We start from the raw sequence: 14,707 nt of genomic DNA, 5'->3' as shown, positions 1-14,707 counted from the left end.
ATGAAAAAAAATATTTCTATAATAGAAGGTGATGGAATAGGACCTGAAATTATGAAACAAACAATAAAAATACTCAGAACTATAACCAATAAATATGATCATGATTTTCATTATAAAAAAGCTATAGCTGGATCTATGGCTATAGAAAAATTTGGAAATCCAATGCCGGAAGAAACTATAAATAGTTGCTTAAATTCAGATGCTATTTTATTTGGTTGTGTAGGAGATCCAAAACATGATAACAATCCAATTGGTATGAGACCTGAAGATGGATTATTAGAATTAAGAAAAAAAATGAATTTATATTGTAATATTCGTCCAATAATAGTTTATTCAAAAATAAATAAATCACCTATCAAGAAAGAAATATTGAATGGGGTTGATTTTATAATATATCGTGAATTAACAGGAGGAATTTATTTTGGAAAAAAAGGTCGTTCTGAAAACGGAGAAAAAGCGTATGATCATTGTATTTATTCCAAAAAAGAAATTGAAAGAATTGGAAAAATGGCATTTGAAGCAGCTCTTTCTAGAAAAAAAAAAGTTACAGTAGTAGATAAAGCAAATGTTCTAGAAACATCAAAATTATGGAGAGAAGTAATTAAAAAAATGGGGGTAGATTATCCAGATATAGACCTTGACTTTTTATATATAGACAATGCAGCTATGCAAATAATTATGAATCCTAAAAAATTTGATATTGTATTGACAGATAATATGTTTGGAGATATTCTTTCCGATGAAGCAAGTGTAATTACAAGTTCTTTAGGGTTATTACCTTCGGCTTCTATAGGAGAAAATAAAAGATCTATGTTTGAACCTGTTCATGGATCTTATCCTCAAGCAAAAGGAAAAAATATAGCAAACCCTTTAGGATGTATTCTTTCTGCATCTATGATGTTGGGATATTTTGAAATGTATAAAGAAAAAAATCTTTTAGAAGAAGCTGTTAAAAAATCTATAGAAAATAAAATTTGTACACCGGATATTATAGATTCTCATTCATCTTCAACAACTGAAGAAGTTGGATCATATATATCTCAGTATATTCAAAATCAATAAATTTTTTCTACAATTGGTATTTCTGGATCTAGAATTTCTTTTATTCTTTTAATAAGATATGGTAAAAAGTATTTTTCATAATCTTCGTAAGTAATCTCTATTTTTTTTTGATGAAAAAAGTTGATAGGCATTTGTAATATATTTCCCTCTTTTTCAGGAGATATAATTCCTATTGTTGTTGTAGTGGATGTTGTTTTTCTTCTTCTAAAGAAAGATGATTTATACCATAAATAAATATAAATAAGTAATTGCATTATATTTGAATAATTTGGATCTTGAAAGATTTTTTTAATCTTTTTTAAAGAAATATTCATTTTTTTAACTTTTAAAAATCCAATTTTATAATCTAGAATTCGATTAATTCCGTCATATTCATCAATTCTATCGATAATACCGTGTAGATTAACTTTTTTTCCTTCAATATTTAATATTGAGGAAATTTGAAGTTCTATTTCTTGAACAAAAATTTTGTGTCCATCTTTTATACATTTTTCATCCCATGAAATAAAATTTTCTATATAAGTTTTTATTATAGAATAATATAGAATATTTTTTCCTTCTATAAATTCTTCTTTTTTTAATAAAATTTTTTTCACAAGTGATTCATAAATTCGTTTCATTTTACGGATATGATGAATAGTTAAAAAACTTTTTTTTATAGGATTATATAATATTTTTAATATTTGATGAATTATTTTTCCTACTTTTTTTCTAATAGAATATGATTCTTCTAAATTTTCTATTCCGAGTATTTTTTTATAATAAAATAAGAGAGGATTGTAATTATATAAGTTAATAGAAGAAGGAGACAATCCTTTAGAAATTAATTTATGTAAACAATGAATGATCGATTCTGTTTTTTCAATTATAATAGGTGATGTTATAATACTTATAGGTTCAGGAATGAGGAAATTATTTATTTTTTCTTTTGATATTTTATAATTCATTTCTATCTGATGGATAAAACGACTTTTTTCTCCGGAATTAATTTCATCCGGTTGATTTTTATATATTAAATATGTTTCTAAAGAAGACTTAAAAATTCTTATAAAATGAGAAAAGTAAATATTATTATTTAAATTTTTCATTTTCATTCTTTGAAAAAAGTCAAAAGAATCAGAAGAAACGAGAGAATGATTTTTTGGAGGAATTATTCCTTCATTAAAAGAAGTAATAATTACAGAATCAAAATCTTTTAAAAAAAAATTAGAGAAACCTGTTATATATAACCCTTTTTTGTTATGATGTGTTGTTGTGTATTGAATAGTTTTTGTACTAACAAATTCTTCATACATGTTAAATATATTATCAATTTCAAATCTCAAATTTTTCTTCTTTCTAATTATTATTTTTAATTTCTGCATATAAATTTCTAGATTAGAAAGAAATTCTAATTCTAGTAAATGTTGTGTTACTTTTTTTAAAAGTAAAATTTTTAATTTTCTAATAAAACTAATAATAGTTGTAAAAATAATTTTTGTATTATTAATTGGAATTTGAAAAATGATTCCTAAATCGTTTTTTATTAAATATTTTTTAATGGTTTTTTCAGAGATTGAATCTGAATTGTTTTCAATAATTAATTTTTTTAGTAAAGAATTTTTTTTTAGAAAAAAGTTTTGAATGTAACCGTTAGATAATACTTTTATAACATCTTTTTTATAAATTTTCCTAAATTTATTTTTCCTTAACAAGAATTGGAATATATAATAAAAAGTATAATAAATTGGAATATTTTTTAATGGATAGTTTATTTTAATGGAATAATTTATTCCTGTTCTCTTTATAGAATGCAATAAAGGAATTAATAAAGAGTCATCTCCTGGTATTATTAATATATTGAAAAGTTTTTTTTTAATTAACTGTTTTATTATAGTTTCTACAGCTTTAATTTGTTCTACTTCTTTAGAAACTTCAATTATTTTTAAATTTTTTGATTTTTTATATTTTTTATAAATTCTAGTAAAATCTTGAATTTTAGATTCGAAGGTATTTTCTTCATACAAATTATAAACAATTCCATGATTATATTGAATAATTTTTTGAATAAATATTTTTTCACATTGATTGGATATAATACTATTTATATATATAATTTTTGTTTTTGGATTTTTCGATAAAAAAATATCCAAATAAGAAAGGGTTATTTTAAAAAACATTCCCTGATAAAGGGTTCCTATTTTTAATAATTGAGATTGCAAAACATAATAATATTCACGAATTTTTTCCCAAAAAAATTTTTTTTCTTTTTTAGGAACATTAAAATCCCATTTATTTATTTTTTCTTTAGAAATAGTAGAAGAAAAAAAATGTTCTACATCAATCATATTGATATCTATATTTTGGAAATCATTTAATATCATTGGTCCCCAATGAAAAAAATTATCAAAATTATTTTGAGAAAAATCATCTTCTTTCAGTAGAAAGAATAAGTATAGAAGAACAGAATGATTATCTAAAATCCGTAATCCAGAAACCTTTTCTAAAAATTTTTCTATTGTAAAAAATTCGGATTTTTTACTAAAATTTGACTTATATATAAGTTGTATATATTTTATAATCGTATGTTCATTTGATATTATAATGTATTTTCTTTCTAAATTTTTTTTTTTCGACAATAAAAAATTTTGAATTATTTGATCAATTTTTTTTTTCACAAGAAAAAAAATTTTTAATATTTACTTCATCTTTTTCGATTTGTTTTTTCAATTCTTTAAGTGTATTAAATTTTTTTTCTTCACGAATCATGTGAATTATTAAGATATCGATTTTTTTTCCATAAATGTTTTTTAAAAAATTAAAAATATGCACTTCTATATGTAACTTTTTACTTACTGAAGTAATAGTTGGATTGATACCTATATTTAACATTCCTTGATAAAAATGATTTAAATAATTAATTTTTGCAGCATAAACTCCATTTTTTGGAACCAATTTTTTTGAATCTACTTGAATATTAGCAGTTGGAAAACTAATAGTTTTTCCTATTCCTCTTCCTTTTATAACATATCCGGATAATGTATAAAAATATCCTAAAGCCTTATTTGCCCATTCTATATTTCCTAATAAAAGAGATTCTCGGATATTAGTGGAACTAACTATTTTTCTTTTTAGTTTATAGGGATTTACTTTATAAAGTTTATAATCATAAATTCTAGAAAATTTTATCAATTCTTTATAGGATTCATTCCTATTATTTCCAATACGAGAATCATATCCGGTAATAATTTTTTTAATTCTAAATTTAGAATGTAAAAATTTTTTTAGAAAAACTTTTGTACTTAACTTAGAAAAGTTTTTAGTAAAAGGATGAATAATCAAATGTTTAATTCCTGTTTTTCTTAAATTATATATTCTTTCAGAAATAGTATTTAAATAATAAAATTTTTCATTGGGATTCAATATTTCTTTTGGATGTGGATAAAAAGTTAATAAAACAGGATTATATTTTTTTTCAGCTTTAAGTATTAGATTTTTAATGATTTCTTTATGTCCCATATGAACTCCATCAAAAATTCCAAGAGTTAATATACATGGAGAAAGAGAAGAAAATTCATCAATTAATGAATAAATTTTCAAAATTTTTATCTTTTTTCCCTTACATTTACAAATATCAAAGATACTAAAATTTATATTTTATATAGATTACATGATGTATAATAATAAGAAAAAATTAAGAGGGATAATTACCAAAATTATAGGACCTGTAATTGATGTTTCTTTTAAGGAAGAAAAAGATCTTCCTAAGATTTATGACGCTATAGAAGTAAATTTACCAAAAAAAAATAAAGTAATTTTAGAAGTGCAACAACATATCGGAGATAAAAATGTTCGTTGTATTTCAATGGAAATCACAGATGGATTACAAAGAGGACAAGAGGTAGAATCTTTAGGTGAACCAATTAGTGTTCCTATAGGAGAATCTATCAATGGCAGGGTTTTTAATATTCTAGGAAACTGTATAGATGGATTAGGAGATGTAGATAGATCTATGACTAAACCTATTCATAGTGAACCTCCGGAATTTAAAGATTTGTCAACAGCAACGGAAATATTATATACAGGAATTAAAGTGATAGATTTAATAGAACCTTATCCAAAAGGAGGTAAAATTGGATTGTTTGGAGGAGCCGGAGTAGGAAAAACTGTATTAATTCAAGAATTAATAAATAATATAGCGAAAGAACATGGAGGGCAATCTGTTTTTGCAGGAGTAGGAGAAAGATCCAGAGAAGGAAATGATTTATTGAGAGAAATGTTAGAATCCGGAATTATAAAATATGGAGATTCTTTTATGAAATCTATGAAAAAAGGAGATTGGGATATTTCAAAAGTAGATAAGGAAATTCTTAAAGAATCTAAGGCTACTTTTGTTTTTGGACAAATGAATGAACCTCCAGGAGCGAGGGCAAGAGTTGCTTTATCCGGATTGACATTAGCTGAATATTATAGAGATCAATGTATAAATGGAAAAGAAGGACAGGATGTTTTATTTTTTATAGATAATATATTTAGATTTACTCAAGCTGGCTCAGAAGTTTCAGCTTTATTGGGAAGAATTCCTTCATCAGTAGGATATCAACCCACTTTATCATCAGAAATGGGTACTATGCAGGAAAGAATTGCTTCCACAAAAAAAGGATCAATAACTTCAGTACAAGCTGTTTATGTACCTGCAGATGATTTGACAGATCCTGCTCCAGCTATCACTTTTTCTCATTTAGATGCAACAACAGTTCTTTCAAGAAAAATAGCTTCTTTGGGAATTTATCCTGCAGTAGATCCTTTAGATTCTACATCTCGTATTTTATCACCAGATTTAATTGATAAAGATCATTATAATTGTGCACAACGTGTTAAGGAGATTTTACAAAAATATAATTCTTTACAAGATATTATAGCTATTCTAGGAATAGAAGAATTGAGTGAAGAAGATAAATTAATAGTCTACAGAGCTAGACGTGTTCAACGTTTTTTATCCCAACCATTTCATGTTGCAAAGCAATTTACAGGAATTGAAGGAAAATTTGTTAAGATTGATGATACTATAAAAGGATTTAATATGATAATAAATGGAGAATTAGATCATATTCCAGAAATATCTTTTAATCTGAAAGGAACTATTGATGAAGTAATTCAAGATTCAAAAAAATAATAATAAATATAGTAAATCATTAATTAAATTATGGAAATAAAAGTTATTAATTATAGTAAAATATTATATCAAGGTGATATAATTTCTATTATAGCTCCTGGAGTATATGGATATTTTCAGGTATTAGAAAATCATGATCATTTTATATCTATATTAGGTTATGGAATTATAAAATTAGTTTTCGGAAATGGAAATAGAAAAAAAATGAAAATAAAAGGAGGAATTTTCCGTATTAAAAATAATTCAATTATTGTTATATTATAAATTTTTTAGATGAATTAATTTTCATGTTTTCTTTTCTATTTCTAAATATTTTTATAGCACTAAAAATAGCTTCTTCAAAAGAATTTTCATTAGCAATACCTTTCTTAGCTATGTCATATGCGACTCCATGATCCGGAGAAGTGCGTATGTGAGAAAGTCCTGCTGTAAAATTTACTCCTCGGTTAAAAGTTAATGTTTTAAAAGGAATCAATCCTTGATCATGATACATAGCTAAAACAGCATCAAAATCACGGTATTTTTGATTTCCAAAAAAACTATCTGGAGAATAGGGGCCAAAAATTAACCAACCCTTTTTTTGAAAAAGATAATTAATCGCAGGTTTAATTTTTACTTTTTCTTCATCTCCTATTAATCCATTGTCACTTGAATGAGGATTGCATCCTAAAACTGCGATTTTAGGTCTTTCTATGGAAAAATCAATAATAAGGGACTTATGGAGAATTTTTAATGATTTTATTATTTTTTTTATGTTCAATTCATAAGTAACTTTTTTTAGGGGTAAATGATTAGTTACTAAAGCTACTTTTAAAATATCATGAATCATAATCATTAAAGAATCTCCATCTAAAATATTTTGTAAATATTCGGTATGTCCAAAAAATGAAAAATCTTTAAAGTTCATATATTTCTTATTTACTGGAGCTGTTACAAGAACATCTATTCTTCCTTCTTTCAAAGATTTAGCAGCATTTTTTAAAGATAAAAAAGGATATTTTCCTAATTCTGGATTATTAATGTTTATAGAATCAAATTTAATATTCTCTTTCCATATATTAAACACGTTAATTTTGTGATCTATAATTTCCTTAAAATTTTTTACTTCTTGTATATAGTTTATTTCTATATTTAAAATTTTTTTGTAATAGTAACATAGCTTAGTAGATCCAAATAAGATTGGTGTAAAAAAATCTAAAAGTCTTTTTTTACGGCATACTTTTAAAAAAATTTCTATTCCTATTCCGTTAATATCACCTGTTGTGATCCCTACTCTAATTTTTTTTTTTTTACAAATCATTTGATGATTAATTAATTAATTTGACAATTTATTAATTAATTATAATTATGTTTACTGGAATTATAGAATGTACAACAAAAGTATATCAATTTAATCGTGATAAAAAAAATTTTTTTATTACCTTCATTAATCCATTTTCGGATGAAATTGAAATAAATCAGAGCATCTGTCACAACGGAATATGCTTGACCGTTATTGACGTTAATCAAAAAACTTATTCAGTTATAGTTTCTGAAGAAACTTTATCCTGCACTAATTTAAATTTTTTAAAGGTTAAAGATGAAATAAATTTAGAAAGAGCATTAATGATGTTCAAACGATTAAATGGACATTTAGTGCAAGGGCATGTAGATACAACTGCAAAAATTATTCAAATAGAAGATAAAAATGGAAGTTGGTTATTTTTTTTTAAGTTTTTTGAAAAAAAATTCGGCACTATGATAGTAGAAAAAGGGTCTATCGCTATTAACGGAGTAAGTCTTACTGTTATTACATATAGAAAACATACGTTATGTGTTTCTATTATTCCTTATACTTATAAAAAAACAAATTTTCATCTCCTAAAGATAGGAGATATTGTAAATGTAGAGTGTGATATTTTAGGAAAATATATAAAAAAATATATTAGAAATTATAATCTTTAAAATGAAAAAAATATTTCATCCTAAAATAGGTCCTCCAGATAATATATTTTCTTTTGTGTATTTCCTATATATATTAAAGTGGTTAATAAATTTTTTTGCGAGTGTTTCTATTCTTTTTTTATAAGTTTTTTTATTTTTCCATAAATTAATTGGATTTAGTATTTTAGAAGATATTCCTGGACAAAATTTTGGTATTTTAAAATTGAAAATTGGATATATTTCATAAGGAACTTTTGATAAAAAACCATCTAAAGCATTTTTCACAATTTTACGGGTATCATTTAATTTTATACGACCACCTTCTGGTGTTAATCCTGTATTAATCATCCAAACGTTTATTTTGGTATTATTTAGTTTATTCATTAGCATATTTGTGTATTGAATAGGATGTAATGGCATGAATGGAGCACCAAAACAAGAAGAAAATGTGGCTATTGGTTTTTCCTTTATATTTATTTCAGTTCCAGCTACTTTAGAAGTATATCCTAATAAAAAATAATAAAAAGACTGGTTTTTAGTTAATTTTGCTACAGGAGGTAAAATTCCAAAAGCATCATATGTTAGAAAAAAAATATTTTTTATATTAGAAGAAAATAATTTTTTTTCAATATTTTTCACAAAATAAATAGGATAGCTAATTCTCATATTTTGAGTGATAGAATCGTCTGAAAAATCTACTTCTCGTGTTTCTTTTTTTATAATAACATTTTCTAACATTGCTCCTTTTTTTATGGAATGATAAATCATAGGTTCTTTTTCACTAGAAATATCAAATATTTTTGCGTAACATCCTCCCTCAAAATTGAAAATTACGTTGTCAAAAGTCCATCCATGTTCATCGTCTCCTATTAAATTTCTATTTATATCATTAGATATAGTTGTTTTTCCAGTTCCAGATAATCCAAAAAAAAGAGCTGTATCTTTTTTGTATTTTCCTACATTCGCAGAGCAATGCATGGGGAATACATTTTTATATGTTGGAAGTATAAAATTTAAAACAGAAAAAATAGATTTTTTTATTTCTCCTGGATATCCTGATCCTCCAATCAAAATTATTTTTTTAGAAAAATTTAGTATAGAAAAATTTTTCTTACGTGTTCCGTCGTTTAAAGGATTAGATTGAAATCCTGGGGCACAAAATAATAACCAATCTGGAAAAATACTTTTAATGTTTTTAGAAAATCTAAAAAAAAGATTATGAATGAATAAATCAGACCATGGATATTCACTAATAGAACGAACATTTAATTGATAACGTTTATCAGAACAAAGGTATCCATCTCTAATATATAAAGTTTTATCGGATAAATATTTAACTATTTTTTGATATAAAAAGTCAAATTTTTTTGGATCAAATGATTTATTAAATTTATCATTCCACCATATTTTTTTTTCTGTAATACTATCTTTTACAATAAATCTATCTTCAGGAGATCTTCCGGTAAAAAGACCAGTTTTAACTGCTATAACTCCTGATTTAGTTTCCACTCCCATTTTTTTATCAAGAATTATGTTTTGTAATTCATAAGGAGTTAATTGATAGTTATTATAAGAATTAAATATTCCGTAATTTTTTAGAGACAAAGACATCATAAGTATTATTATTCAGATCTGTAATTAAATATTTTATTTTTTAATAGAAAGCAAATTTATAGATTTATAGATGATTTATAAAAGTTTACTAATTTTGTGCAATAAAAAAAATTATGATCATATGTCTGACATTACATCTAGAGTTCATACTCTTATTATAGATAAATTAAGTGTAGATGAAAACGAAATTGTTCCTACTGCTAGTTTTACTAATGATTTAGGTGCAGATTCCTTAGATATAGTAGAATTAATTATGGAATTTGAAAAAGAATTTAATATTAGTATTTCTGATGAAAAAGCAGAAAAAATAACAACTGTAGGAGAAGCTATAAAGGCTATAGAAGATCTTTTAATTGAGAAAAATGAAAATGATAATAATCTCAAAAAAAAATAAAATTACTATTTTCATGTAGTATAATATGAAAAAATTAAAAAAAGTAGTAATTACTGGTATTGGATCTATTACTCCAATAGGAAATAACGTAGAAGAATATTGGATTTCTCTTATTAGTGGAAAAAATGGATGTGCTCCTATTACTTATTTCAACACAAAAAAATATAAGACTAAATTTGCTTGTGAATTAAAAAATTACGATCCAAGTCTTTTTTTTAGTAAGAAAGAAAAAAGAAAGTTAGATCCCTGTGCACAATATGGAATTATCGCTTCTGAAGAAGCAATTAAAAATAGTGGAATTAATTTTTTTAAGGAGAAAAGAGAGAGGATTGGAGTAGTTTGGGCTTCAGGAATTGGAGGGCTTCTAAATTTAGAAGAATCTATTTCTGATTATGTAAATGGAGGAAAATGTCCTAGATTTAGTCCGTTTTTTATTCCTAAAATGTTAATAGATATTACTGCTGGATTCATATCCATGAATTATGGAATTCATGGTCCAAATTATGCAACTGTATCTGCTTGTGCATCTTCTTCTAATGCAATTGTGGATGCCTACCATTTAATATGTTTAGGAAAAGCTGATGTGATGATTACAGGTGGATCCGAAGCTGCCATTACACAAAGTGGAGTAGGAGGATTTAATGCTTTACATGCTTTATCTACTAGAAATGAAGATTATAAGACTGCATCACGACCTTTTGATGAAAATAGAGATGGTTTCGTATTAGGAGAAGGATCTGGATGTTTAATACTTGAAGAATATGAACATGCTAAAGAAAGAGACGCTTATATATATGCAGAAATAGGGGGGATAGGAATGTCTGGAGATGCTTATCATATTACATCACCTCATCCAGAAGGAAAAGGAATTATTTTGGCTATGGATAATGCAATTAAAGAATCCGGTATTAAATATGAAGACGTTGACCATATTAATACTCATGGAACTTCCACTAAAAAAGGAGATCTTGCGGAAATAAAAGCCATTCAAAAAGTTTTTAACAAAAGTATATATGATATAAACATTAATTCTACAAAGTCTATGACAGGACATTTATTAGGAGCAGCAGGTGCAATAGAATCTATTGCATCTATACTTCCTTTAACAAAAGGAATAATACCTCCAACTATAAATTTGTTTCAATTAGATAAAAATGTAGATCCAAAAATAAATTTTACTCCAAACAAAGCTATAAAAAAAGAAGTAAAAGTTAGTTTATGTAATGCTTTTGGATTTGGAGGACATAATGTTTCTATTTTATTTAAAAAAATAAATGTATAATAATATTCAATTTAAAAAATTTGAAAAAGATGAAGATTCTATTCTATTTGATATTCTAATCAAAATATTAGGGTTTTGTCCAAAAAATACAAAATTTTTGAAAGAAGTATTTATTTATAATTTTTCCAAAAAAAGAAAAAATTTGAATCAAAATCATTCCACTAATTTTCAAAGACTTGAATTTTTAGGAGATTCCGTTTTAAATACTATTATATCACATTTTTTATGTGAAAAATTTCCTAAAAAAAAGGAAGGTGAATTAACTCAAATACGATCTAAAATAGTATGTAGAAAAAATTTAAATGAGATTTCTAAAAAATTAACTATTGAGAATATTTTTTCTGATAAACCTGTTATATCTGATAATATATTAGGAAATACACTTGAAGCTTTAATAGGGTTTATTTATTTAGAAATAGGATATCAAGCTTGTAAAAATTTTGTTCATGAAAAAATGTTACACAATCATGTTAATGTAATGAAACTTCAAAATGAAATTTTTAGCTATAAAGTATGGATTATGGAATGGGCTCAAAAAAATAAATTTTTAATAAACTTAATAACTGTTAGAGAAAAAGAAGAAAAAGATAAAAATATAATTATTTATTTATCTGAGTTAACTATATCAGAATGTAAAATTCGTGCTAGAGGTAGAGGTACTTCAAAAAAGAAATCAGAAGAGATGTCTGCAAAAGAAGCTTATTTTATTGTTAAAAAAAAATGTGGTAAAAATAATGCATATTAGTTATGTTTTACATTTTTAATAACTTAATAGAAAAAAATCAATGAAATTTCCTCATATAAAAAGAGGAGAAGGATATCCTTTAATTCTACTTCATGGATTAATGGGGGGGTTAAGTAATTTTAAAGCTCTTTTAGATTTTTTTCCGAAAAAAGGTTATAAAGTAATTATTCCTTCATTACCTCTTTATAAAATGCCATTATTTTTGACAAATATTTATAATATATCCAAATATATTATTCAATTTTTAATGGAAATAGAAATTAAGAAAGCTACTTTGATAGGAAATTCACTTGGAGGACATATAGCTTTAATTATAGCAAAAAAAAGAATGGATTTGGTTCATTCTTTAGTTTTAACAGGAAGTTCAGGATTATTTGAGAAATCTTTTGGATATGCTTTTCCTAAAAGAGAAAATTATGAATTTATTAGAAAAAAATCGCAAGAAGTATTTTATGACCCCAAAATAGCTACTAAGAAATTAGTGGATGAAGTATTTAATATTGTAAATGACAAAAAAAAAGGAATCAAAACTTTATATCTCGCGAAAAGTGCTATGAAATATAATATGGCTAAAGATTTATCTGTTATTCAACAACCTATTTGTTTAATTTGGGGGAAACAAGACCATATAACTCCTCCAAAGGTTGCAAAATCTTTTCATAAATTATTACCTGATTCTGAATTATATTGGATTGATAAATGTGGACATGTTCCTATGATGGAACATCCTAAAAAATTTATAGAAATCTTAGACAAATGGCTTTCTAAATTTAATTTTAATCATGAAAATTTTTTCTGTAAAATTTAAAAGAAGTTCGAAAAAAATCAATATACTAATTGATAATTATCCAGAATATGCTTTTGCAGGACGTTCTAATGTAGGAAAATCTAGTTTAATAAACTATCTGACTAATAGGAAAAAAATGGCTAGAGTTTCATCTTATCCTGGAAGTACTCAATCTATTAATCATTTTTTAATAAACAATAAATGGTATTTAATCGATCTTCCTGGATATGGATTTTTTTCGGAAAAAAAAATAAAAGAAAAAACACAAAAATTAATTAGTGATTATATTTTCCATAGAGAAAATCTTATTTGTTTATTTTTATTGATAGATTGCAGATTTTTTATACAAAAAATAGATATAGATTTTATTCAAAAGTTAAATGATAAAAAAAAGAAATTTTGCATTGTTTTTACAAAAATAGATAAATTAAACAATCATTCTATTCTTGATAAGAATATTTCTTTTTGTATCAAAAAAATTGAAAAAATTGGTTTTGATATTCCTGTTTGTTTTTTTAAAGTTTCTACCAAAAAAAAATATGGAAGAAAAAATATTATTCAATACATAAAAAAACTTAATAAAGTGATTGATAGTCAGTCTGGTAAACAAAAGCTAATAATTCCTAGTTCATAAGATTTTAATCCAAATCCAAAAATTGTTCCTTTACATACAGGGGATAAAAACGATTTTCTACGAAAAGTTTCTCTTAAATACAGGTTAGAAATATGTATTTCTATAACAGGTGTTGATATAGATTTTATAGCATCGGAAATTCCTAAAGAAGTATGAGTATAAGCTCCTGCATTCAATATAATTCCATTAGTTTTAAATTCTAAAGAATGTAAAAGATCTATAATTTTTCCTTCACTATTATTTTGATGATAATCAATCTTTATATTAGAAAATATTTCTTTTTTTCTTAATTTATTGAGGTAATCCAAAAAATTTTCATTTCCATATAATTCCGGTTCTCGTTTCCCTAATAAATTTAAATTAGGTCCATTAATAATAGTTATTTTATTCATAATTTTTTTTATATAAAATATTTTCTATTTTTTTATGGTTTAAAAAACACCATTTTCCAATTTTAATACTTTTTTTTGATAATCCTCCGAAATTAACTCTATCTAGCTGAATAACTTTATAATTTAACTTTCCAAAAAGTCGTTTAATAATTCTGTTCCATCCTATATATAATCCTATTATAACTTGACGTTTTAAATACCCTTTTTTTACAAAAATTACTTTTACTTTACCTTCTTTTAAAGATATTTTTCCTTTCCTGATTATATTAAGATCTTGATTATTGATTTCTTTATTTAACAATACATTATATATTTTTTTAATGTGATATTTTGGATGAGTTAGCTTTTCAGCTATAAATCCATTGTTTGTAATAAGTAGAACACCAGTTGTTAAACAATCTAATCTTCCTACAGGAAAAACTCTATATTTAGAAAATTTTGGAATCAAATTCATTACAGTTTTTCTGTTAAATGGATCTTTTGTGGTTGTAATGAACCCTCTCGGTTTATTAAGTAATATATAAATTTTTTTTTGAATTTTTATTGTAGATCCATACATTGTGACAGTATCATCTTTGCGTATGATTGTTCCTAATTTATAAACAGGTTTTGAATTAACTTTTATAACCCCAGATTGAATAAGTTTATCAGCTTTTCTTCTGGAAGAAATTCCAGAGTTAGATAAATATTGATTTAGTCTTATTTTATGATCCATAACA

15 protein-coding genes are annotated in these 14,707 nt (G+C 24.4%); 9 read left to right on the top strand and 6 right to left on the bottom strand.

The window, feature by feature from the left end:
- Window positions 1–1,062 carry a 3-isopropylmalate dehydrogenase gene (leuB, locus tag H0H51_RS02755; protein ID WP_185876788.1) on the top strand — a complete coding sequence of 354 codons (1,062 nt, stop codon included), beginning with the start codon at window positions 1–3 and terminating at the stop codon, window positions 1,060–1,062.
- Here leuB and H0H51_RS02750 read toward each other — a convergent pair.
- Window positions 1,056–3,719 (bottom strand): PD-(D/E)XK nuclease family protein, encoded by a 2,664-nt coding sequence (locus H0H51_RS02750; protein ID WP_185876787.1) that lies wholly within the window; start codon window positions 3,717–3,719, stop codon window positions 1,056–1,058. The genes leuB and H0H51_RS02750 overlap by 7 nt on opposite strands.
- Window positions 3,703–4,641 (bottom strand): bifunctional riboflavin kinase/FAD synthetase, encoded by a 939-nt coding sequence (locus H0H51_RS02745; RefSeq protein WP_185876786.1) that lies wholly within the window; start codon window positions 4,639–4,641, stop codon window positions 3,703–3,705. Before H0H51_RS02745 ends, H0H51_RS02750 begins: the two co-directional genes overlap by 17 nt.
- A gap of 73 nt (window positions 4,642–4,714) precedes the next feature.
- On the opposite strand from H0H51_RS02745, the gene atpD reads away from it, so the two are divergent.
- The gene (gene atpD, locus H0H51_RS02740) at window positions 4,715–6,217 is read left to right on the top strand and encodes a F0F1 ATP synthase subunit beta (RefSeq protein ID WP_185877134.1); all 1,503 of its coding nucleotides are present in this window, start codon (window positions 4,715–4,717) and stop codon (window positions 6,215–6,217) included.
- A gap of 30 nt (window positions 6,218–6,247) precedes the next feature.
- Window positions 6,248–6,481, top strand: coding sequence for a FoF1 ATP synthase subunit delta/epsilon (locus tag H0H51_RS02735; protein WP_185876785.1), 234 nt, complete (start codon window positions 6,248–6,250; stop codon window positions 6,479–6,481).
- Here the strand turns inward: H0H51_RS02735 and pdxA are convergent.
- Complete coding sequence (gene pdxA, locus H0H51_RS02730) at window positions 6,471–7,517, bottom strand: 4-hydroxythreonine-4-phosphate dehydrogenase PdxA (RefSeq protein ID WP_185876784.1); 1,047 nt, start codon at window positions 7,515–7,517, stop codon at window positions 6,471–6,473. The genes H0H51_RS02735 and pdxA overlap by 11 nt on opposite strands.
- A gap of 47 nt (window positions 7,518–7,564) precedes the next feature.
- Here pdxA and ribE point away from each other — a divergent pair, with 47 nt between their 5' ends.
- On the top strand, window positions 7,565–8,161 hold the full coding sequence (gene ribE, locus H0H51_RS02725) for a riboflavin synthase (RefSeq protein ID WP_185876783.1): 597 nt from the start codon (window positions 7,565–7,567) through the stop codon (window positions 8,159–8,161).
- A gap of 15 nt (window positions 8,162–8,176) precedes the next feature.
- Here ribE and H0H51_RS02720 read toward each other — a convergent pair whose 3' ends face one another.
- Window positions 8,177–9,754 carry a phosphoenolpyruvate carboxykinase (ATP) gene (locus H0H51_RS02720; protein ID WP_185876782.1) on the bottom strand — a complete coding sequence of 526 codons (1,578 nt, stop codon included), beginning with the start codon at window positions 9,752–9,754 and terminating at the stop codon, window positions 8,177–8,179.
- Window positions 9,755–9,875: 121 nt separating this feature from the next.
- Between H0H51_RS02720 and H0H51_RS02715 the strand changes: the two genes are divergently transcribed.
- Genes H0H51_RS02715 through yihA form a run of 5 tightly spaced genes read left to right on the top strand, consistent with a single transcriptional unit; the run spans window position 9,876 to window position 13,596 of the window.
- Window positions 9,876–10,148, top strand: a complete 273-nt coding sequence (locus H0H51_RS02715; protein ID WP_185876781.1) for an acyl carrier protein — start codon at window positions 9,876–9,878, stop codon at window positions 10,146–10,148.
- A 25-nt stretch (window positions 10,149–10,173) separates the two neighbouring features.
- Window positions 10,174–11,430 (top strand): beta-ketoacyl-ACP synthase II, encoded by a 1,257-nt coding sequence (gene fabF, locus H0H51_RS02710; protein ID WP_185876780.1) that lies wholly within the window; start codon window positions 10,174–10,176, stop codon window positions 11,428–11,430.
- Window positions 11,423–12,175, top strand: coding sequence for a ribonuclease III family protein (locus tag H0H51_RS02705; protein ID WP_185876779.1), 753 nt, complete (start codon window positions 11,423–11,425; stop codon window positions 12,173–12,175). The genes fabF and H0H51_RS02705 overlap by 8 nt, the downstream gene beginning before the upstream one ends.
- 40 nt (window positions 12,176–12,215) lie before the next feature.
- A complete protein-coding gene (locus H0H51_RS02700) occupies window positions 12,216–12,983 on the top strand; it encodes an alpha/beta fold hydrolase (protein WP_185876778.1) in 768 nt (255 codons plus the stop codon).
- Complete coding sequence (gene yihA / locus H0H51_RS02695; RefSeq protein WP_185876777.1) at window positions 12,958–13,596, top strand: ribosome biogenesis GTP-binding protein YihA/YsxC; 639 nt, start codon at window positions 12,958–12,960, stop codon at window positions 13,594–13,596. Before H0H51_RS02700 ends, yihA begins: the two co-directional genes overlap by 26 nt.
- On the opposite strand, the gene H0H51_RS02690 is transcribed toward yihA, so the two are convergent.
- Window positions 13,557–13,988, bottom strand: coding sequence for a type II 3-dehydroquinate dehydratase (locus H0H51_RS02690; RefSeq protein ID WP_185876776.1), 432 nt, complete (start codon window positions 13,986–13,988; stop codon window positions 13,557–13,559). The two genes, yihA and H0H51_RS02690, sit on opposite strands and share 40 nt — an antisense overlap.
- Window positions 13,981–14,703: a pseudouridine synthase gene (locus H0H51_RS02685; RefSeq protein ID WP_185876775.1), complete on the bottom strand. Its 723-nt coding sequence runs from the start codon at window positions 14,701–14,703 to the stop codon at window positions 13,981–13,983. The genes H0H51_RS02690 and H0H51_RS02685 overlap by 8 nt, the downstream gene beginning before the upstream one ends.
- Between the last annotated feature and the right edge of the window lie 4 nt (window positions 14,704–14,707).

This window comes from Blattabacterium cuenoti, from assembly GCF_014251995.1.
GTDB lineage: Bacteria > Bacteroidota > Bacteroidia > Flavobacteriales > Blattabacteriaceae > Blattabacterium > Blattabacterium cuenoti_AE.
This window is presented reverse-complemented; position numbering and strand designations above follow the sequence as displayed.